This is a genomic window from Variovorax sp. P4_D9 (assembly GCF_056401695.1).
In genome coordinates this window covers 1-3,470 of record NZ_JBFUIU010000886.1, presented here as the reverse complement: position 1 = coordinate 3,470, position 3,470 = coordinate 1, and the positions used below count along the sequence as shown (strand labels likewise).

The window sequence follows — 3,470 nt, the reverse complement described above, 5'->3', positions numbered from 1 at the left end:
CCCCAAGGCCGACGTCGAGGCCCTGGTCTCGGCGATCGTGGCTTTCTCGCTGATGACGGCGCAGCTGGGCCATCGACTGCTGCCGGCGGGTCAGGGCGTGCGGGCTGCCGATGGCGTCGTCGTGCTCTCGCGCCCGGCTTGAAGCTGGGCGGGTGTCGAGGGGTCAGTTCGACTCATCGACCTCTTTCGATGTCTGGACGCCGTGGAAAACCAGGGCGCCGGCGGCGCCAAGAACAATCAAGAGGATCAGCATGAAAGCACTTCGTTGGTCATCAGCGGTCGATTCTGGGGTAAACCCTAGGATTCTGCCGGAGCCCTGCCACATAACCCCGCTGGCTGCAGGCGTGGAACCGGACGATTCGATTTCAGGCCGGACCCGGCCGCTCGCTTCGTTCAGGCCCTGTCCAGCGCAGCCACCACCGCGTCGCCCATTTCCTCGGTTCCCACCCGCGTGCAGCCCGACTGAAAGATGTCCCCGGTCCGCAAGCCATCCGCGAGCACCCGGCGCACGGCATGTTCAACCCGCTCGGCGTTGGCCGCCTGGTCGAAGGAATAGCGAAGCAGCATCGCCAGCGAGAGGATGGAGGCCAGCGGGTTCGCCAGGTTCTTGCCGGCGATGTCCGGTGCGGTGCCGTGCACCGGTTCATAGAGCCCGAAGCTGCCTGCCGCCAACGATGCCGAAGGCAGCATGCCGATCGAGCCCGTGAGCATGGCGGCGGCATCGGACAGGATGTCGCCGAAGATGTTGCCGGTGACGATCACGTCGAACTGCTTCGGCGCGCGCATCAGCTGCATCGCGGCCGCGTCGACGAAGAGGTGCGTGAGTTCGACGTCCGGATAGTCCCGGCCGACGCGCGTGACAACCTCGCGCCAGAGCTGCATGACCTCGAGCACATTGGCCTTGTCGACCGAGCACAGCCGGCGCTGGCGCGAGCGCGCGGTGCGGAACGCGACGTGCGCGATGCGCTCGATCTCCGGCTCCGTGTAGCGCATGGTGTTGAAGGCCTCGCGCTCGCCCTTCGCATTGATGCCGGTGCCGCGCGGCTCGCCGAAGTACACGTCGCCGGTCAGTTCGCGCAGGATCATCAGGTCCAGCCCCTCCACGACCTCCGGCTTCAGCGTCGAGGCGCCCAGCAGCTCGGGGAACAGGAAGGCCGGTCGGAAATTGGCGAACAGGCCGAGTTCCTTGCGCAGGCGCAGCAGGCTGGCGCCGGGGCGCATCATGAATGGAATCGCCTCGTCGCCCGGCATCCCGGCCGAGCCGAACAGGATGGCGTCGGCCTTGCGTGCGATCTCGCTCGTGGCGGCGGGCAGCGGATCGCCGGCGGCGTCGATGCCAGCCTGGCCGATCGCCGCCTCCACGAGTTCCAGCGGCTGGGCGTGGCCCACCACGGCCTTGAGCACTTTGACCGCCTGCGCCGTCACCTCGCGGCCAATCCCGTCACCGGGCAATACTGCAATCTTCATTTGTGGAACCTTTCTGAATGGGTGGGAGCAGGGTCAGCGCAGCGCGTGGCGGCGCTCGAAGTCCTCGATGCACGCCTGCTGCGTCAGYGTGTAGTCGATCTCGTCCAGGCCCTCCAGCAGGCAGTGGCGAGCGAAGGGATCGATGGCAAATGATTCCGTGCGGCCGTGCGGTCCGCTGACGATCTGGGCTTCGAGGTCCACCTGCAGCCGGGTGCCCGGCGCGGCCAGCAGCGCCGCGAGCATGCGCTCGACCACCGGCTCAGGCAGGCGCACCGGCAGCAACCCGTTCTTGAGCGCGTTGGAATGGAAGATGTCGCCGAAGCTCGGTGCGATCACGACCCGGAAGCCACCGTCGTGGAGCGCCCACACCGCGTGTTCGCGGGAAGAGCCGCAACCGAAGTTGCGGCCCGCCACGAGGATCCGTGCCTCTGCATAGTCGTCAGCATTGAGCACGAAATCGGGCCGGGGATCGCCATGCGCGTCGTGGCGCACGTCGTGGAACAGGTAGTGGCCGAAGTTGTCCGAGCGGGGCTTCTGCAGGTAGAGCGCCGGCACGATCTGGTCGGTGTCGATGTTGGCGCGGGCCAGCGGCGCCGCGACGGCTTCGAGTTGTCTGAAGGCTTGCATGGGTTGCAGGTCCGTGTGCTTTGTCTTCAGTGCGCGGACGGCAGATCGCGCACGTCCATGAGTCGCCCGGTGACGGCTGCGGCCGCGGCCATCGCCGGGCTCATCAGGTGGGTGCGCGAACCCGGACCCTGGCGGCCCACGAAGTTTCGATTCGACGTCGAGGCACAGCGCTGGYCGGCGCCGACCTGGTCGCCGTTGGTGCCCAGGCACATCGAGCAGCCGGCATGCCGCCACTGGAAGCCGGCCGCGCGGAAGATGGCGTCCAGCCCCTCGGCTTCGGCCTGGCGCTTCACGAGGCCCGAACCGGGCACCACCCAGGCCTCCACCCCGTCGGCCACGCGCCGCCCGCGCGCCACCGCCGCGGCGCTGCGCAGATCCTCGATGCGGCCATTGGTGCAGGAGCCGATGAAGACCCGGTCCACCGACAGCGCCGTCAGCGACTGGCCGGGTTGGAGGCCCATGTAGGCCAGGGTGCGCTGCAAGGCGGCGCGCCGCTCGGCGTTCGGGGCATCGGCCGGGTCGGGCACCCGGCCCGTGATGGGCAGCGCGTCCTCCGGGCTGTTGCCCCAGGTGACCATGGGCGCGATGTCCCCGGCATGCAGCCGAATCTCCTGGTCGAACACGGCGCCGTCGTCGCTGGACAGGCAGCGCCAGCGGGCGAGGGCGGCGTCCCATTCCGGCCCGTTGGGCGCCTGGGGGCGACCCGCCAGCCATTGGAAGGTGGTGTCGTCGGGTGCCACGAGACCGGCGCGGGCCCCGGCCTCGATCGACATGTTGCAGACCGTCATGCGGCCCTCCATCGAGAGGGCGCGGATCGCTTCGCCTGCGTACTCGATGACATGGCCGGTGCCRCTCGAGGCACCCACCTTCGCGATCAGGCCGAGGATGATGTCCTTGGCCGACACGCCCTCGCCGAGCCGCCCGTCGATCACGACGCGCAAGGTGCGCGGCTTGCGTTGCCAGAGGGTTTGCGTGGCCAGGACGTGGGCCACCTCGGAGGCGCCGATGCCGAAGGCCAGCGCCCCCAGCGCGCCGTGCGTGGCAGTGTGGCTGTCGCCGCAGACGATCACGCTGCCCGGCAGACTCAAGCCCTGCTCGGGCGCGACGACATGGACGATGCCCTGGCGTTCGTCGTCGATGCCGAAGAAGCGGATGCCTGCCGCGGTGCTGTCGTCCTGCAGCGCTTGCGCCATGGCGCGCTTCTCCGGATCGGCGATGTCGGCCAGCACGCGGCTGCCGGTGGGCACGTAATGGTCGGGGGTGGCGAAGGCCAGGTCCGCCCGCCGCACGCCCAGGCCGCGCTGGCGCAGCATCTCGAAGGCAGGGGCGGAGCCGTCCTGCACCAGGTGTCGATCGACATACAGCAGGCTCTGGCC

3 protein-coding genes are annotated in these 3,470 nt (G+C 69.1%); all 3 read right to left on the bottom strand.

The features are described from left to right. Nucleotides 1–393: 393 nt before the first annotated feature. Nucleotides 394–1,467 carry a 3-isopropylmalate dehydrogenase gene (gene leuB, locus AC1DY5_RS47500; protein WP_478121323.1) on the bottom strand — a complete coding sequence of 358 codons (1,074 nt, stop codon included), beginning with the start codon at nucleotides 1,465–1,467 and terminating at the stop codon, nucleotides 394–396. A gap of 33 nt (nucleotides 1,468–1,500) precedes the next feature. Then, on the bottom strand, nucleotides 1,501–2,094 hold the full coding sequence (gene leuD / locus AC1DY5_RS47495) for a 3-isopropylmalate dehydratase small subunit (RefSeq protein WP_478121322.1): 594 nt from the start codon (nucleotides 2,092–2,094) through the stop codon (nucleotides 1,501–1,503). Between the two features lie 26 nt (nucleotides 2,095–2,120). Continuing rightward, a partial coding sequence (leuC, locus tag AC1DY5_RS47490) for a 3-isopropylmalate dehydratase large subunit (RefSeq protein WP_478121321.1) occupies nucleotides 2,121–3,470 on the bottom strand: 1,350 nt, incomplete at its 5' end.